This is a genomic window from Devosia sp. (genome assembly GCF_036406155.1).
GTDB lineage: Bacteria > Pseudomonadota > Alphaproteobacteria > Rhizobiales > Devosiaceae > Devosia_A.
Genome location: NZ_DASWVV010000167.1, coordinates 1 through 16663 on the forward strand (window position 1 = coordinate 1; position 16663 = coordinate 16663).

The 16663-nt window shown below is 67.1% G+C and carries 17 protein-coding genes; 2 read left to right on the forward strand and 15 right to left on the reverse strand.

The genetic code is table 11. The annotated features are described in order from the left end of the window. The first annotated feature begins 517 nt into the window (after window positions 1-517). Window positions 518-952 carry a hypothetical protein gene (locus VGD93_RS10710; protein ID WP_395011885.1) on the forward strand — a complete coding sequence of 145 codons (435 nt, stop codon included), beginning with the start codon at window positions 518-520 and terminating at the stop codon, window positions 950-952. Between the two features lie 31 nt (window positions 953-983). Here VGD93_RS10710 and VGD93_RS10715 read toward each other — a convergent pair whose 3' ends face one another. From VGD93_RS10715 to VGD93_RS10750, 8 genes are all read right to left on the reverse strand, one after another. Next, a complete protein-coding gene (locus tag VGD93_RS10715; RefSeq protein ID WP_395011887.1) occupies window positions 984-2900 on the reverse strand; it encodes a potassium transporter Kup in 1917 nt (638 codons plus the stop codon). Between the two features lie 193 nt (window positions 2901-3093). Further along, window positions 3094-3696, reverse strand: coding sequence for an NADPH-dependent FMN reductase (locus VGD93_RS10720; RefSeq protein WP_395011889.1), 603 nt, complete (start codon window positions 3694-3696; stop codon window positions 3094-3096). A 248-nt stretch (window positions 3697-3944) separates the two neighbouring features. Next, on the reverse strand, window positions 3945-4283 hold the full coding sequence (locus VGD93_RS10725) for a hypothetical protein (protein ID WP_395011891.1): 339 nt from the start codon (window positions 4281-4283) through the stop codon (window positions 3945-3947). A 131-nt stretch (window positions 4284-4414) separates the two neighbouring features. Continuing rightward, complete coding sequence (locus VGD93_RS10730) at window positions 4415-5146, reverse strand: pyridoxine 5'-phosphate synthase (RefSeq protein ID WP_395011893.1); 732 nt, start codon at window positions 5144-5146, stop codon at window positions 4415-4417. A gap of 95 nt (window positions 5147-5241) precedes the next feature. Then, entirely contained in the window at window positions 5242-6126 is an 885-nt protein-coding gene (locus VGD93_RS10735; protein ID WP_395011895.1) for a DMT family transporter, read from the reverse strand. Window positions 6127-6206: 80 nt separating this feature from the next. Further along, window positions 6207-6761, reverse strand: coding sequence for an acetolactate synthase small subunit (gene ilvN, locus VGD93_RS10740; protein WP_395011897.1), 555 nt, complete (start codon window positions 6759-6761; stop codon window positions 6207-6209). 16 nt (window positions 6762-6777) lie between these two features. Then, window positions 6778-8541, reverse strand: coding sequence for an acetolactate synthase 3 large subunit (locus VGD93_RS10745; protein WP_395011899.1), 1764 nt, complete (start codon window positions 8539-8541; stop codon window positions 6778-6780). 508 nt (window positions 8542-9049) lie between these two features. Then, a complete protein-coding gene (locus VGD93_RS10750; RefSeq protein WP_395011901.1) occupies window positions 9050-9391 on the reverse strand; it encodes a DUF3140 domain-containing protein in 342 nt (113 codons plus the stop codon). Between the two features lie 138 nt (window positions 9392-9529). On the opposite strand from VGD93_RS10750, the gene VGD93_RS10755 reads away from it, so the two are divergent. After that, window positions 9530-9694 carry a hypothetical protein gene (locus tag VGD93_RS10755; protein WP_395011903.1) on the forward strand — a complete coding sequence of 55 codons (165 nt, stop codon included), beginning with the start codon at window positions 9530-9532 and terminating at the stop codon, window positions 9692-9694. A gap of 7 nt (window positions 9695-9701) precedes the next feature. Here the strand turns inward: VGD93_RS10755 and recO are convergent, their stop codons facing one another. The 7 genes from recO to rpoZ form a co-directional block, all read right to left on the reverse strand. Beyond that, window positions 9702-10421 (reverse strand): DNA repair protein RecO, encoded by a 720-nt coding sequence (recO, locus tag VGD93_RS10760; protein ID WP_395011905.1) that lies wholly within the window; start codon window positions 10419-10421, stop codon window positions 9702-9704. A 157-nt stretch (window positions 10422-10578) separates the two neighbouring features. Further along, the gene (gene era, locus VGD93_RS10765; RefSeq protein ID WP_395011907.1) at window positions 10579-11487 is read right to left on the reverse strand and encodes a GTPase Era; all 909 of its coding nucleotides are present in this window, start codon (window positions 11485-11487) and stop codon (window positions 10579-10581) included. Then, entirely contained in the window at window positions 11484-12188 is a 705-nt protein-coding gene (rnc, locus tag VGD93_RS10770; protein ID WP_395011909.1) for a ribonuclease III, read from the reverse strand. Before rnc ends, era begins: the two co-directional genes overlap by 4 nt. After that, the gene (gene lepB / locus VGD93_RS10775) at window positions 12188-12952 is read right to left on the reverse strand and encodes a signal peptidase I (RefSeq protein WP_395011911.1); all 765 of its coding nucleotides are present in this window, start codon (window positions 12950-12952) and stop codon (window positions 12188-12190) included. The genes rnc and lepB overlap by 1 nt, the downstream gene beginning before the upstream one ends. A gap of 26 nt (window positions 12953-12978) precedes the next feature. After that, entirely contained in the window at window positions 12979-13398 is a 420-nt protein-coding gene (acpS, locus tag VGD93_RS10780) for a holo-ACP synthase (RefSeq protein ID WP_395011913.1), read from the reverse strand. Between the two features lie 151 nt (window positions 13399-13549). Beyond that, window positions 13550-15829 carry a RelA/SpoT family protein gene (locus tag VGD93_RS10785; protein ID WP_395011915.1) on the reverse strand — a complete coding sequence of 760 codons (2280 nt, stop codon included), beginning with the start codon at window positions 15827-15829 and terminating at the stop codon, window positions 13550-13552. 110 nt (window positions 15830-15939) lie between these two features. Continuing rightward, on the reverse strand, window positions 15940-16308 hold the full coding sequence (rpoZ, locus tag VGD93_RS10790) for a DNA-directed RNA polymerase subunit omega (RefSeq protein ID WP_395011917.1): 369 nt from the start codon (window positions 16306-16308) through the stop codon (window positions 15940-15942). Window positions 16309-16663 lie beyond the last annotated feature (355 nt).

Below are 16663 nucleotides of genomic sequence, written 5' to 3' on the forward strand. Positions count from 1 at the left end.
CGTCCGGCACCGGCTCCGGCCGGGCCGCCAGGGCGGCGCGCGCCCGCAGCCGGCGGCGCACGCGCCGCCTGTCCGTCTCGAGCACGAGCGCGAGGACCAGCATCGACAACGTGATGCCGAGCGCCATGCCGGCGACTCCCCACAGCAACTGTGCCAACGGCAGTTCCGACATCGCCCTGCTCCACCGCACCCATGAAGGGGCCCGCTCTTGCCGCGCCGGGCGGGCCGCTGTTGCCGCCGACCCGGTGCGCCGTCTTATGCCACGGCGGGCCGGCCGCTGTTAAGCGGGCGGGGCGGCCGGATATTTGCCAGCGGATGAACCGAGGCGCGGCCGGGCGCTCATCCGCCATTCATTTTTGCCTGCTACAGACTGGTCCCACTGCCCGATCCTGCCGGGGCGGCGCGTCGTCCTCGCGGTCGTCGATCGAATGCGCCCGCTCCCCCGAATTCCGTCGCATTTGCGCGCTCACAGTGGCGCGCGATGCGCAGTTGCGCCGCATGCACCGGAGACTCACAGATGACCAGCCGCGCTGCCCTTTTCGCCCTCCTTGCCGTCTGGGGTGTCGGAACCGTCGCCGACGTCGCCCCGGCGCTGGCCGAGGACGCCCCTGCCGCCGAGGGGGACAGCACGCCGCTGACGCGCAGCTTCTCCAACCGGGTATGGGTCAAGGCCGACGGTGGCGAACTGCCGGGGGTGATGAAGATCTTCCTGTCCGACGGCACGCTGGTCCAGGATTCGTGCTGGGAAACCCACCGGCTCAGCCAGTGGCAGATGACCTCCGACACCACCGTCAGCTGGAACGAGGACGGCATCGACGTCGCCGCCGAGATCGTCTCGGTCTCCTCCCGCGACCTGGTGCTGAGCGTCAGCCTCGGCAGCGAGGCGGTGGAGGAGCGTTATACCGCCGCAACCGTCCCCTGGGTCTGCCCCGACATGCCGACGCAATCGTGAGCCGGGCCGCCGCCAAGCCGTAACCCGCAGGTTACAGGATCACCTGCGTGCCGATCTCCACCACGCGCCCGGTCGGGATGTGGAAATACTCGGTGGCGTCGGTGGCGTTGCGCGCCAGCGTGATGAAGATCCGGTCGAGCCACAGCGGCAGGCCGCGCTTGGGCGAGGGCTTCAGCGACCGCCGGCTGAGGAAGAACGACGTCGACATGATGTCGAACTTCCAGCCGAGCTTGCGCGCCAGGGCCAGCGCCTTAGGGATATTCGGCGTCTCGATGTACCCGAAGGTGACAAGTACGCGATAGAACAGATCATTATAGGCGTCGATGCGCACCTTCTCCTCGTCCGGGACCCGCGGCGCGTTGGAAGTGAGGACGGTCAGGATGACGTTGTGCTCGTGCAGCACCTTGTAGTGCTTGAGGCTGTGCAGCAGCGCCGTCGGCGCCCCTTCGATGTCGCTGGTCAAAAAGACCGCGGTGCCCGGCACGATGGTGGGCTTCTTCTTGGCGAGGTTCTCGACCAGGAACTCGAGGGGAACTTCGTCGCGCCGGGTCTTTTCGCTGAGACGTTGGCGTCCGATGATCCACGTGCTCATGATGAGGATCAGCACCGCCCCGACCACTGCCGGCACCCACCCCCCTTGGGCGAATTTCGTGGCATTGGCGATGAAGAAGCTCAGGTCGATGGTCAGCATCGGCACGATGACGAGGATGGCGAAGATCACCCGCCACTTCCAGATTCGCCACATGACGATGAACAGCAGCAGGCTGGTTACAAGCATCTCCCCGGTCACGGCGATGCCGTAGGCGGCCGACAATGCGCTCGAGGAGCGAAACCCAAGCACCAGCAACACGACGGCCACCAGCAGCAGGCTGTTGATCTGCGGCATGAAGATCTGGCCGGCAAGCGTCTCCGAAGTGTGGCGGACGTCGAGGCGCGGCAGAATGTTGAGGTGCATGGCCTGGCGAGCCAGCGAGTAAGCGCCGCTGATCACCGCTTGGCTGGCGATTACCGTCGCCGCGGTGGCGAGCCCCACCATGGGCAACAGCGCCCATTCCGGCTGCATCTGGAAGAAGGGGTTGTCTGCCTGCTCGGTATGGCGCAGCGCGAACGCTCCTTGCCCGAAGTAATTGAGCAGCAGGCAGGGAAAGACCAGCGCCAGCCAGGCAAAGATGATCGGTCGCCGGCCGAAATGACCGAGGTCGACGTAGAGCGCCTCGGCGCCAGTCACCGCAAGGAACACGGCGCCAAGCACGACGACCGCAACCGCCGAATGCGCGAAAAGGAAGCGCACAGCGCTGAGCGGGTTGATGGCCAGCAGCACCTCGGGAGCCTGCACGATCTGGCTCAGCCCCGAGACCCCGAGGGACACGAACCACACCGCCATGATCGGCCCGAAGACCGTCGACACGGTGGTGGTGCCGAAGCGCTGCACCATGAACAGCCCCAGCAGCACAACCACGGTCAGGGGGACGACCCATGGCGACAGCGACGGAGCCACGATCTCCAGACCCTCAACGGCGGACAGCACCGAAATTGCAGGCGTGATGATGGCGTCGCCGAAGAACAGCGAGGCCCCGACCACGCCGAGCGCGAGCACCCAGACCGGACGCCGGCTGAAGGCCTTGCCCGCCAGCGTCATGAGCGAGAGCGTGCCGCCCTCACCATTGTTGTCGGCCCTGAGAACGAAGCCGACATACTTGACCGTCACCACCAGGATGAGCGCCCAGACGATCAGCGACAGCAGGCCGAGAATTTCGGTCGCCGACGGGACGCCGCTGCCGCTGGCATGCAACGCCTCGCGAAAAGCGTAAAGCGGGCTGGTCCCGATATCGCCGTAGACGACGCCGAGGGCGCCGAGCACGAGGAGCGGGAATATCTTGCTGTCGTGGCTGGCCTGATCGGTCGCTACGGCGCCGGCATCGGTGCCGGACGTGTTCGCATGCGTCATATGCCTTCGCTCGACCCTGTTATGGGGTGCGCGGGTCTCTACACCTTCGTGCACCCCCGCTCAACCGCAAAGAGGGCGAGACGCACCGCGATCGGGGCTGGACAGGCATGCAGCCGGGGCATGGCATGCGGCAAAACGGGCGGCGGTAGGCCCGCCGCCCCGGCTCGGGGGGAAAGGAGAGAACTCCCCGCGACTATGCGGCTTCGGCCTGCGCCTGGTCCTCTTCGCGCGCCGCCTTGGTGGCGCTGGTCCACCAGACGAGGTTATCGAGCAGGTCGGGCACGAACGGGTCGAAGCTGGCCTTCACGTCGTCCCAGCTCTTCTGGCCCATGAAGACCGAGAAGAACTCGGAGCCGCCGATATGGATGGACTGGCGCACGGGCGCCGCCTGCAGCTCGTTGAACACGGTACGCAGGTGCTCGACGGCGCGGGCACCGCCCACCGAGCCATAGGCCACGAATGCCACGGCCTTCCGCACGAAGGGCGTGTAGGCCCAGTCGATGGCGTTCTTCAGCGCGCCGGGGATGGAGCGGTTGTACTCCGCGCTCACGACGATGTAGCCGTCGAACTCCTTGAGCTTGGCCTGCCAGCGGGCGGCCTCGGGGTTCGGCGTCGGCATCCAGGCGTCCGACGCCGCGGCGTCGAACAACGGCAGCTTGTAGTCGGCGAGATCGACGATCTCGACGTCGATATCGTTGCGCGCCTTGGCGTGGTCGGCGATCCACTGCGCCGGCTTGTCGCCGAAGCGCGTCGGGCGGACGCTGCCGATGATGACTGCGATCTTGGGTTTGGACATTCTCTGGCCTCCAGTATCAAATCGTAACTGGGGCTCAATATGTGCCTTGCGGGAGGCCGCACAAGCAGGCACGGGTGCGACCCGGAGACACAGCCGGTTCACCCGGCAACCGCCCGGGCGCCAAGGAACACTACTGTATCCTTTTATAAATCAACGTCTTATGGGCGAATGCGACCGGCTGCCGGCACGGATTTGCCCCCGCTGTTGCGGCAGCGAGAAGCACCGTTCGAGAATATTGACCGATGGGGTCAGCGCAGGCCGAAGGCATAGGCCCAGGCGAGCACCCCGAGCCCCTCCTCGGTCAGTTCGGGGTGCCGCAGCCGCATCTGCTCGGTGGCCCGCTCGGTGACGCTCTTCCTGCTGCGTTTACCCTCGTCGGGCAGCGGGAACTGCATTTCCAGATACAACAGCAGGATGCGTTCCCTGAGGTCAGCGGCCGCCGCCGCCCCGAACTGTGCGACCAGGTCGGCCGTGCGGGCGCGCGGAAACGACGAGGTGCCGAACCCGGTATAGACGGCCAGGGCGCGGTTGATCGGGTCCTCGACCATGTCCGCGGCGAAAGCGTGTGGGGAAGTCACTTGGCTCATGGCGCGAACATATCTGCTTCCCCTGCGGGAGCGGAAGCCGGACGGATGGCCATCCCGCGCGGATGCCTAAGCAATCGCTAGGGCATTGCGCGGAAAATCGCGGCGCTGTTTTCCAGTTCGGAAACGGATGCCTAACTGCACGCCGCAATATACTTGCGGACCGCCTCGGCGTAGCCATAGAGCAGCGCATCGGCGGTCAACGCGTGGCCGATCGAGACCTCGGCGAGATCGGGAATCGCGGCCTTGAGCGGCGGCAAATTGACGAGCGTCAGGTCGTGGCCGGCATTGATGCCGAGCCCGACGGCCCGGGCTGCATCGGCCGCCGCCCTCAGCGCGGCGAGGTGCGCGGCGGCGATCTCCTCGACCAGCGCGCCGCCATACGGGCCGGTATAGAGCTCGACCCGGTCCGCCCCGACGTCCCGAGCCGCTTGGGGAACCGCCGGGTCGGCATTGATGAACAGCGACACCCGGATGCCCGCCGCCCGCATGCGCGCGATCGCCGGCAGCAGCACGGCGCGGTTGGCCTCGACGTTCCAGCCGTGGTCGGAGGTGGCCTGCAGCGGGTCGTCGGGGACAAACGTCACCTGGTCCGGTGCCGCCCGCTCGACCAGCGTCAGGAAATCGTCGGAGGGATAGCCCTCGATATTGTACTCGGCCGCCGGATAATCTTCGCGGATCAGCTTCTGCAGCTCGAACACGTCGGTGCGCCGGATGTGCCGCTCGTCGGGCCGCGGGTGCACGGTGATGCCGGCGGCGCCGGCGTCGAGCGCGATGCGCGCGATGCCGGTGACGCTGGGCCACGGCACGCTGCGCCGGTTGCGCAGCATGGCAACGGCATTGAGATTGGCGGACAGCTTGGTCATCGGCGCCCCCACGGCAGGAACGGGCAAGCACTAGCGCATCGCCGGCCCAGAGACCAATGCAACCTTCTGATGGCGCCGATCAGCACCGGCGATGCCTACGCCACCGGGGCCAGCCGGCGCCGGCGCTCGTCGAGCAGCACGACGGCGACGCCGCTCACCAGGATCAGGGCGATGCCGGTCAGCGCCAGCGCGTCGGGGACTGTGCCGAAGACCACGACGCCCGAGATCACCGCCCAGATGGTGAACATGTAGAAGAACGGCGCCACCGCGCTGGTCGCGCCGTAGCGGTAGGCAAGGAAGATGCACAAGTGCCCGATGGTGAGGAAGAAGCCGGAGGCCGAGAGGAACAGCAGGTGCTGCCACTGCGGTACCACCCAGCGCTCGAACAGCAGGTGGGCGACGAGCCCGCCCACCATGACAACGAGGATCGCGCCCAGCGCCACCACCGGCCCGGGCACATGGCCGGGCACCTTGCGCCCCACCATTTCGCGCAGCGCCGTCGCCGCCGCCATGGCGAAGCCGAGGAGAGCGTAGACCGAGATGCCCGCTTCGCCGGGCTGCGCCACCAGCATGGCGCCGAGGAAGCCGATGGCGATCAGCCCCATCCGCACCGCCCCGATGCGTTCGCCATAGACGAAGGCGACGCCGAGCAGCAGCAGCATCGGCGCCGTCTGCCCCAGTGCCGTGACGTCGGCGATCGGCATGTTGGCCAGCGCCACGATGAAGCACAGCACGGCCAGCAGTTCCATGCCGTTGCGCGCCAGCACCCACTTGTCGGCGACCTGCCCCACCGCCCTGAGATTGCCGGTCAGGATCACCAGCGGCAGGCTCCACAGCGTCGCCACCAGCCCGCGGATGAACAGCACCTGGAAGGGCGGCAGCCCTTCGGTCGACAGCTTGAGGAAGGTGTCGCAGACGACGAACGCGGCCGAGGCCGCGATCATCAGCGCGATGCCGCGGAGATTGGATGTGTGATGCATGGGAAACCCGAGGACAGACGGGCCAACACAGAGGATCAAACGGCCCGCTCGTCAAGAGGCCCGGCGTTTCCCCCAGGACCCTACATGCCCTCCGGGCCGCGTGAGATCGCGGCGAGCCCGGTCCGCACCACCTCGACCAGCCCGAGCGGCACCATCAGCGAGATGAACTGGTCGATCTTGGTCGGCTTGCCGGTCACCTCGAAGACGAAGCTCTCCGTCGTCGCATCGACCACCTGGGCGCGGAAGGCATCGGCCAGCCGCAGCGTCTCGACGCGGTGCTCGCCCACCCCGGCGACCTTGACCAGCGCCAGCTCGCGTTCCAGCGACTTGCCCTCGGCGGTGAGGTCGTGGACCTTGTGCACCGGCACCAGCCGCTCGAGCTGCAGCTTGATCTGCAGCAGCACCTTGGGGGTGGCGACGGTGACCACCGTGATCCGGCTCAGCCCCTTCTCGTGCTCGGTCTCCGAAACCGTCAGCGAATCGATGTTGAAGCCGCGCGCGGCGAACAGCCCGACGATGCGGGCGAGGATGCCCGGCTCGTTGTCGACCAGCACCGACAATGTGTGCCGTTCCGGCACCTGGGTTTCCGCGGCGAGGAAATAGGCCGAGCCGCTCGGCTGCAGATGTGCGTTCATGTTGCCCGTTCCTCCGTTACACCAGCTGCCGGCCGGCGGCGTCGATCACCGCCCCGATATCGTCCTTGAAATCGGGCAGGATCATCTCGTTGTGCGGCTTGCCCGAGGGGATCATGGGCAGGCAGTTCTCATGCTTCTCGACCACGCAGTCGAACAGCACCGGCCGCTTGACCTTGATCATCTCGGCGATGGCGTCGTCGAGCTCGGCCGGATCCTCGCAGCGGATGCCGACCCCGCCATAGGCCTCGGCGAGCTTGACGAAATCGGGCAGGCTCTCCGAATAGGAGTGCGAGTAGCGCCCGCCATGCAGCAGTTCCTGCCACTGGCGCACCATGCCCATGCGCTCGTTGTTGAGGATGAAGACCTTGATCGGCAGCTTGTACTGGATGGCGGTCGACATCTCCTGCATGGTCATCTGCACGCTGGCTTCCCCGGCGATGTCGATGACCAGCGCGTCCGGATGCGCCACCTGCACGCCGATGGCGGCGGGCAGGCCGTAGCCCATGGTGCCGAGCCCCCCCGAGGTCATCCAGCGGTTGGGCAATTCGAACGGGAAGTGCTGGGCCGCCCACATCTGGTGCTGGCCCACCTCGGTGGTGACGTAGACGTCGTGCCCCTTCGTCGCCTCGTACAGCCGCTTGATGGCGTGCTGCGGCTTGATCACCGTCGTCGAGTTGCGGAAGCCCAGGGAGTTGCGGGCGCGCCAGGTCGCGATCTCCCCCCACCACGGCGCCAGCGCCTCGCTGCGCGGCTGGTTGGTACGGCTGCGCCAGATGCGCACCATCTCGTCGAGCACCCAGCCGCAATCGCCGATCACCGGCAGGTCGACGACGACGTTCTTGGAGATCGAGGCCGGGTCGATATCGACATGGATCTTCTTCGAATTGGGCGAGAAGGCATCGATGCGTCCGGTGATGCGGTCGTCGAAGCGCGCCCCGATGCAGATCATCAGGTCGCAATCGTGCATCGCCATGTTGGCTTCGTAGGTACCGTGCATGCCGAGCATGCCCAGCCACTGCGGATCGGAGCCCGGGAAGGCGCCGAGCCCCATCAGCGTCGAGGTCACCGGAAAGCCGGTGAGCGCAGCCAGCTCGCGCAGCCGCTCGGACGCCTCCGGCCCGGAATTGATGACCCCGCCGCCGGTATAGAACACCGGCCGCTCGGCCCTGAGCATCCACTCGACCGCCGCCTCGACGGCGGCGACGTCGCCATCGCGGTGCGGCTTGTAGCTCTTGTGGAACGTCGTCTCCTCGGGCCTGAGATAGGTGCCGAGCGCGAACTGCACGTCCTTGGGGATGTCGACCACCACCGGCCCTGGACGGCCGCTGGTGGCGATGTGGAAGGCCTCGTGCAGCACGCGCGGCAGATCGGCGACGTTCTTGACCAGGTAGTTGTGCTTGGTGCAGCTGCGCGTGATGCCGACGGTGTCGCATTCCTGGAAGGCGTCCGAGCCGATCAGCGGGTTCGGCACCTGCCCGGTGATGCACACCATCGGGATCGAGTCCATCAGCGCGTCGGTCAGCCCGGTGACGGAATTGGTCGCCCCCGGCCCCGACGTCACCAGCACGACGCCGCATTTGCCGGTCGAGCGCGCGTAGCCCTCGGCCATGTGCGTGGCGCCCTGCTCGTGGCGCACGAGGATGTGCCGCACCGTCTCCTGCTGGAACAGGGCGTCGTAGATCGGCAGCACGGCGCCGCCGGGATAGCCGAAGATATGCGCCACCCCCTGGTCGATCAGCGCCTGGATCACCATCTCCGCGCCCGTCATCTGCTCTGCCATAGCTTCCGTTCCTTCCTGCCCGCGGCTCCCGCCGCAATTTCAACCCGCCCACCGGCGGCACACCCTCCCCCTTGCGGGGAGGGTTGGGGAGGGGGTGGCCCCGCCCCGTCATCCCCGGACGCCGCGCAGCGGCGATCTCGGGGACCCATCCTTCCCGCGGCTCCCGCCGCGATCTCTCCCCCGCCGCCATCCCTCCCCCTCGTGGGGAGGGGGGACCACGCGAAGCGTGGTGGGTGGGGTGGGGCCGCGAAACCCCGGCCCCGCCGGAATTTCGGCAATAAAAAAGGCCCCATTCGGGACCTCATTTTCGGCGCACCAGATCAGCGCGGGGACCTACCCCACGTGCTCGATGCGCCGACCTACTACGAGAATGCTCCGCACGAAACGTGCTCCAATTTGCCTGAGGGGAATTGATAGGGGGAGGACAAAGGCGGTGTCAAGGGCCAAGCGAGTGAAGATGATGCCGCACCCGTGCCCACTGTCCCGAGCATGTCCCAGGCCTTGCTCTTCACTTCACCGGATCATGCCCCCAGTTCATCAGACTCCAGCGCCACCTCGTATTCATCACATCCCCGCGCGGGCGCTGCTTCAAGTGGCGGGCGACGTAGCCGGCGACCTTGCGCATGTGCCGGTAGTCGTCCTCGCTCAGCGCCGCCTCGGGCGTTCGCATGATCTCCAGAATCCGCCGGCCGGAGGCGTGGCCGACCGATTCCACCCCCGGCGGCCGGTCCTTGGGCCAGCCCACGACCCGGCTCGGCGCCGTCTCGAGCCAGCTGGCGAGATCGGCCGTGTCCATGTTCACGGCCGCCCGGAAGCGCCGGGTGATCTCGTCGCGCTCGTCCTCGTCCATGCCGGCCTCCACTGTTTGCATGATGCAGATACGGGCGGCGGCCGCGACCGGTTTCAGCACGCGGCCGCTTGACGCAGGTCAAGGCCGCGTCGCCGGCGGGCGCCACACTCCGCCCGGTCGCGCAGCAAGGAGCCCCGCATGGAACGTCGCATCCAGATTCATCAGACGCTGTCGCTGGGCGGGCTGTGGTTTGCCGGCTGGCTGTTCACCATCGGCTATCTGAAGCTCGATTTCTGGCTGGGGCTGCTCGGCCTCATCGTCTGGCCGTATTTCCTCGGCAGCCACTTCGCCGCCCCGGCGTGAGGCGGCGCTAACCCGCGGCGAGAATCGCGACCAGCGCGTCGCGGGTCGCCGGCGGCGCGAGGCCGCGCGGCAGCCAGACATGCATGTCGAGGAAGTAGCCGGTAAGGGCGAAGGCGGCGGCGAGGTCGTGCGGGCCGGACACCGGGCCGCGGCCGATCAGGAATTGCGGCAATTCCAGCAGCCGGCCCAGATAGGGGGCGGCGGCGGCGAGGCTCACCGCCCGGCCCGATTTCGGCGAGACGTGCGTGAGATTGTCGGTGACCCCGGTGGCGGCGCAGCTCGACAGGTCGAGCCCGAAGCCCAGGTCGTCGAGCAGAGTGAGCTCGAAGCTGGCCAGCGTCGCGCCCAGCTCGAGCGGCGTGCGCTCGCCCTCGAGCGCGTGCACGGCGAGCCCGAGCAGGCGGTCGTGCGGGAAGCGCTCGGGCAGCAGCCGCAGATGATCGCACAGCAGCTGGCTGGCGTAGAGCCGCGTGCGGTCGGCGATGAGGGTCGCGGCGCGCGCGTGGATGAGTTCGACGGCGAAGGTGCCCAGGTGCTCCTCCAGCCGCGCCCGCCAGGTGAGCTGGACGATATTGCCCGGCTGCAGTGTTGCGGCGAGTTTCGGCGAACGGCCGCCGCGTACCAGGCCGAGATGGCGCCCCCTGCCCTCGACCATGACCTCCGCGATGACGCTGGTCTCGCCGTGGCGGCGTACGCCGATGATCAGGCCTTCACCGGTCCATTGCATCTTGCTCAGCCTTCGCCAGGCTACAGTCGGGCCTCCCTCCCCCATGAGGGAACGAGGGAGGGGGTCGGTCAGTCGGCACACAGGCACTGCACAACCCCCACCCCCAACCCCTCCCCTCAAGGGGGAGGGGAGCCAGGCTGCAGGGCGGGTGGTCATGTCAATGCGGGTACTCCAGCCCCATCTCGCGGTAGCGCTCGGGGTCGTCGCCCCATTTGCCGCGCACCTTGACGAAGAGGAACAGGTGCACCGGCACCTCGAAGATGTCCATCAGTTCCCTGCGGCTTTCGGCGCCGATGGCCTTGATGGTCTGGCCGCCTGCCCCCAGCACGATCTTCTTGTGGGTGTCGCGGGTGACGTAGATCACCTGGTCGATGCGGTAGGAGCCATCCGGCTGGATGGTGAATTTCTCGGTTTCGACCGTGGTGTTGTAGGGGATCTCGTCGTGGATGCGCAGGAACAGCTTTTCGCGTGTCACCTCGGCCGCGGTCAGCGCCAGCGACAGGTCGGTGAGTTGGTCCTCGGGGAAATGCCAGGGACCGGACGGGATGCGGTTTGCGGCCCAGGCGAGAAAATCCCTGACGCCGTCGCCCTTGAGTGCCGAGAGCATGAAGGTCTGCTCGAAGGCGAGGCGTCCGTTGAGGGCGGCGGACAGCGCCAGGAGCTTCTCGCGCTTGATCAGGTCGATCTTGTTGAGGATCAGCACCTTGGGGTGCGGGATGCCGGCGAGGCCTTCAAGCAGCGAATCAAGTTCCTCGGTCATCCCTCTTTCGGCATCGACGATAAGGGCGACGAAATCGGCATCGCCGGCACCGCTCCACGCGGCCTCGACCATGGCCCGGTCCAGCCGCCGCCTGGGCGCGAAGATGCCGGGGGTGTCAATGAAGACGATCTGCGCCTCGCCCTCGGTGACGACGCCGCGGATCTGGGCGCGGGTGGTCTGCGCCTTGTGGGTGACGATCGACACCTTGGTGCCGACGAGGGCGTTGAGCAACGTCGACTTGCCGGCGTTGGGGGCGCCGACCAGGGCGACGAAGCCGCAGCGGGTGCGTTCCGGTTCGGTGTTCATAGCGTTTCGCGCCAGACTTTCTCGCGCACGAGGAAGCGCTCGGCGGCCTTGTGCTCGGCCAGCTTCTTCGAGGGGCCGGAGGCGGTGGCGGCGTCGAACGCGCCCAGCCGCACCGAGATGGTGAACATCGGCGCGTGATCGGGGCCGGTGCGCTCGACCTCGACATAATTGGGCGGCTCGAGGCCGCGCGCCTGGGCCCATTCCTGCAGCGTCGTCTTGGCGTCGGCGCGCTCGGTGCCGGCCTGCCCGAGATGCTCGCCCAGCAGCCGCTCGATGACCTCGAAGGCGCGCCCGAGCCCGCCATCGCAGTAGATGGCGCCGATGACCGCCTCGGTGACATCGCCCAGGATCGCTTCCTTGTCGGCGCCGCCGGTGCGCGCCTCGCTCTCGCCGAGATTGAGCTCGGAGCCGAGATCGAGCTCGCGGGCAATGGCGGCGCAGGTCTCCTTGCGCACGAGGGTATTGAGCGCGCGGCTGAGTTCCCCCTCATTGGCCTTGGGGAACCGGCGATACAGCATGTCGGCGACGACCAGCCCGAGGACGCGATCGCCGAGGAACTCCAGCCGCTGGTAGGAGCGCTCGACGCGCTTGGCCGGCGATACGGCGCTCGAATGGGTGAGCGCGCGATCGAGCAGGTCCGGATCGGCAAAGCGGTAGCCCAGGCGGGCCTGCAGCCGCTCGTGCGCCCGGCGCCTGTGCATCAGGAGTGGACGGGCTGGAACATCCGGTCCCAGCGCACATTCGCCGGCCACTCCCACAGCAGCCACGGCGCGATGTTGTTCCGGATCGAGAAGAAGCGGACCTCGGCCTTGCCGATGAAATTGCCGAACGGCACGTAGCCGACCTGGTTGAGCACGCGGCTGTCCGCCGACCGGTCGCGGTTGTCGCCCATCATGAAATAGTGCCCGGCCGGGACGCGGTACTCGCTGGTGTTGTCGAGATACTCGTTGTCCGAGATTTCCTGGATGATGTGGGTGACGCCGCCGGGCAGCGTCTCCCGGTAGACGGTGACGGGCACGGTGCGCCCGGTGCTGTCGGCATCCTCGGCCGTGCCGATCTGCTCGCGCGGGACGACGGCGCCGTTGATGTAGAGGCGCCCCTGCTGCATCCGGATGGTGTCGCCCGGCAGGCCGATCACGCGCTTGATGTAGTCCTCGCCGGTGATCTCGTTGCGGAACACGGCGATCTCGCCGCGCTGCGGCTCGCCGAAGGCGAGCAGGCGGCCGTTGAAGGGCAGCGGCAGCGGAAACGAGTACTTGCCGAAGCCCCAGGTAAACTTGGAGGCGAGGAAGTAGTCGCCGATCATCAGCGTCGACTGCATCGAGCCCGTGGGGATGGAAAACGGCTGATACAGGAAGGTACGGAAGACCAGGGCGATAAGGAGCGCCTCGACGATGACCACGATGGTCTCGCGCAGTTCGCTCTTGCGCGCCTTCTTGTCGGCTTTCGACACGGATTGGCTCATGGGTTCCTGCCTTGCGGGGATTGTGGTTACGGGAGCGCGGCCCGGTGGTCAACAGGCAGCGCCTCGATGATGACGAAGGCCTGCGCCAATCCGCCGTCGTCGGTGATGCTCAGGTGGATATGTGGTGCGTGCCCCTCCGGCACAAGCCGGGCCAGCATGCGGGCGGCGCCGTTGGTCAGGTGCATGGTGGGCTTGCCCGAGGGAAGGTTCACCACCCCCATGTCACGCCAGTAGACGCCGAAATTGAGGCCGGTGCCCAGTGCCTTGGCGCACGCTTCCTTGGCGGCGAAGCGCCGCGCATAGGAGGCGGCGCGCTGGGCGCGGCGGTCGGACTTGCGCCGCTCGGTCTCGGTGAAGCAGCGTTCGGTGAAGCGCGTGCCGAAGCGCTCCAGGGTCTTGGCGACGCGGGAAATGTCGGTGAGATCGTTGCCAATGCCGACGATCATGGCTTTGCCCCACCGCGCGGGCGGAGGTGCTGTTCCGGGTTCGCAGCCACCATCACTTCAGGCCACTTGCGCCCGGCTGCATCGCGGCAATCGCCAGATCGGGCGGCGGCCGGGCGGCGGGTTCGGCGTGGACCGGGGACTTCCTGGGTAATCACGCGCTTTCCTTCTGTTCGTCGTCCGGGCCCCATTCGAGCTTCGACAACGCCCTCGCCTCAGCGATGGTGGCCCGCTGCACCCCAGACAACCCCGGGGTCAACTTGAGCGTTGCCAGCACATCGGTGAGCTGGGCGAGGTCGCGCACCTCGATCTCGAAGATGAACTTGTGGAAATCCGGCGAGGCGATCCGCATCGACAAATTATGGATGTTGGCCTCGCACGCGGCAATGGCGGAGGACACCTGCGCCAGCGTGCCGGGCCGGTTGACCGCCAGCATGGTGATGACGCACTTGTGGTTGCGCTCCTCGCGGCCGGCCACATCCCAGCGCACGTCGATCCAGGCGACGTCGGCATCGTGCAGGGCCACCAGCGCGTCCGAATGGATGGGGTAGACCATGAGCGGCGCGTCCGGCGTCATGATGCCGACGAGGCGGTCGCCCGGGACCACACCCTCGGGCGAGACGTCGACAGAGGTGTTGAAGTCGAGCTGGGCGAGCGCCGTCTTGGCGCGGACGCCGGCACGCTGGCCGCCGGGGACGCGGAAGCGGAACATGTCGGCCTGGCGCAGGGCGAACCAGCCCTCGGCCTTGTTGGCCACGGGCAGGTCGATCTTCTTGTGGCGGCGGCGCTTGATCCCCTTGACCGCGGCAGCCTCGGCGCCCAGCGCCTCCGACCCGATCTTGCCTTCGCCGACGGCGACGAGCAGCTCGCGCCGGCCCGGCACGCCCAGGCGCTCCGCCAGCGCCCTCGATTCGGCCTCGTTGAGGTCGATCCCCTCGCGCTCGAGCACGACGGACAGGACGTGCTCGCCGAGCGCGAAAGCGCGCTGCTGCGCCGCCTGGCGCACGGCGCGGCGAATGGCCGAGCGAGCCTTGCCGGTGGCCGCGATGTTCTCCCAGTTGGAGGGAGGCAGGTGGTTCTGGTCGCGGATGATCTCCACTTCGTCGCCGCTGCGCAGCTGAGTAACGAGCGGCATGATGGCGCCGTTGATCTTGGCGCCGACGCAGGTGTCGCCGATGTCGGTGTGCAGCGCGTAGGCGAAATCGATCGGCGTCGCCCCGCGTGGCAGGGCGATGAGCCGGCCGCGCGGGGTGAAGCAGAACACCTGGTCCTGGAACAGCTCGAGCTTGGTATATTCGAGGAAGTCCTCGGTGGAGGAGCCGCTGGTCAGATGCTCGATGGTCGAGCGCAGCCAGGCGAAGGCCTTGCTCTCGCTCTCGAGCTTGTGCAGGTCCCCGGCCGCCCCCTCCTTGTAGAGGGCGTGGGCGGCGATGCCGAATTCGGCCACGCGGTGCATTTCCTCGGTGCGGATCTGCAGCTCGGCGCGCTGCCGGCCCACGCCGACGATGGTGGTGTGGATGGAGCGGTAGTCGTTGGCCTTGGGGACGGAAATGTAGTCCTTGAAGCGGCCGGGCACGACCTTCCAGTTGGTGTGGACGATCCCCAAAGCCCGGTAGCACGCCTCGACCGAGGCGACGATGATGCGGAAACCGATCATGTCGGAGAGCTGCTCGAGGGCGATCGACTTGCGCTCGATCTTGGTGGCGATCGACCACGGCGACTTGACGCGGGCACTGACCTTGGCCTCGATCCCCTCCTCCTTGAGCTTCTGGGCGAGCTCGCGGCTGATGGTGGCGATGGTCTCGGAGAACTCCGACTGCATCTCCTCGAGGCGCCGGGTGATGGCCTCGTAGTGATCCGGCTGCAGCACCTTGAAGGCGAGGTTCTCGAGTTCGGAGCGCATGTCCTGCATGCCCATGCGGCCGGCGAGCGGCGCATAGATCTCCATCGTCTCGGTAGCGATGCGCTTGCGCTTGTCCTCGGGCATGAAGCCGAGCGTGCGCATGTTGTGCAGGCGGTCGGCGAGCTTGACCAAGAGCACGCGGATATCGGCGGAGATGGCGAGCAGCAGCTTGCGCAGGTTCTCCGCCTGCGCTTCCTCGCGGCTGACGAGGTTGAGCCGCTCGATCTTGGTCAGCCCGTCGACGATGGCGCCGATATCCGCCCCGAACAGCTGGTCGATTTCCGCCCGCGTGGCGTCGGTATCCTCGATGGTGTCGTGCAGCAGGGCGACCGCTATGGTCGAGTCATCGAGCTTGAGTTCGGTGAGGATGGCGGCGACTTCGAGCGGATGGGCGATATAGGGGTCGCCCGAGGCACGCTTCTGGCTGCCATGCTTCTGCATGGCATAGACATAGGCCTTGTTCAAAAGCGCCTCGTCGGTATTCGGGTTGTAGGCCTGCACCCGCTCGACGAGTTCGTACTGACGCATCATTCCAGAGCCGCACTCCCCGCGGCGCCTACGCGGCCATCATGTCCGGCAAACAAAAAGGGCGTCGGCATTGGCCCGACGCCCACGCACTTATAAGCCAGATTGGCCGAGGATCAATCGTCGCGGCGCTCAGGCGGCGCAAGGCTCTCGATGCCGCGCAGCAACTCGTCCTCGCTCATGGTGTCGAAGGTGTCGCTGTCCTCGTCGGCATTGGCATCCAGCAGCGGCGCCGCATGCTTTTCGGGCTCGTCCACCTCGACATATTTCTGCAGCGAGTGGATGAGGTCCTCGCGCAAGTCCTCCGGCGAAATCGTGCCGTCCCCGATCTCGCGCAGCGCGACCACCGGGTTCTTGTCATTGTCGCGGTCGACGGTGATCGCCGCGCCGGCAGAGATCATGCGGGCGCGGTGGGCAGCCATCAGCACCAGGTCGAAGCGATTGTCGACCTTCTCGATGCAGTCTTCAACGGTGACGCGGGCCACGTACGTCTCCAGGGTTTGTCATGGAATGAACGGCCCACATACATGAGCGGGCGGCCAAGTTCAAGGATTTCCGGCGCCGGCGACCGCACGGCCGCCCCGGCTCGGCGCGATGCCACGCGAGGCGCGGCCCGGGCGCAGACCGGCCGATAGCGACCAAAGTCTCCATGCGGCGGCCGAACTCTCGACCGTAACAATCGCGCCGAAGGCGTGCTCTAGGTGGTGCGTGCAGGCTCGGGAGCCGCTGTTTTTGCTGTTGCAAACTGCTACGTTTAAGTGCGTACTGCCTTGCCTTCGGCATCGTTTGCCTCAACTTGAGCCGTTCGCAGATATCACTGCCCCCGCGAAAGTATTATGC